At 45.6% G+C, this 550-nt stretch carries 1 protein-coding gene; it reads right to left on the bottom strand.

The annotated features are described in order from the left end of the window. On the bottom strand, positions 1-550 hold a 550-nt coding region (gene flgL, locus R7044_RS27345), incomplete at both ends, for a flagellar hook-associated protein FlgL (protein ID WP_225456239.1).

Here is a 550-nt window from a genome sequence, read left to right on the forward strand (position 1 = left end):
GCCGTTATTCATATCGACAAACGTCACGCGATAAGAAGCGGTGTCCTTCGCATCCACATTGGTTGCTTTGCTTAGCAGTAAGGCAGAGCCGCGTTGTAAATCGTAACTAGGCTGGTAATCACCAAACGGGTTTGGGATTTCCATGAACAGTTTGCTACCAGGATCGTTCATCGGCATATCCAGCATGCTGGACACTTTCATTTTGCGTTGGTAATCATCACCAGCGTATTGCACGCTGCCATCTTTATCACGATAAAATGGCTGGCTTTTCGGCTTTGTCCCCGCAAACACGTAGTTGCCCGATTCATCTTGCGCATTCACTAAGTTAAGGAAGTTATTTGCAATTTCTTCCAACTCACGCTTTTTCGCTTGTCGGTCTTCGGCAGAAAACGCACCGTTGATCATTTCCATGGTGAGACGTTTCGATTCATCAGCGAAGCTTTCTGCGTTCGCGATGTTCACTTCGTGGTTTTCTAAACGGTTACGCACCAACACAATCGAACTTAAATATTGCTTTAACTGCTCTTGCTGCTGGCCAATATTCTGAATA

The organism is Vibrio sp. 1402 (assembly GCF_033340275.1).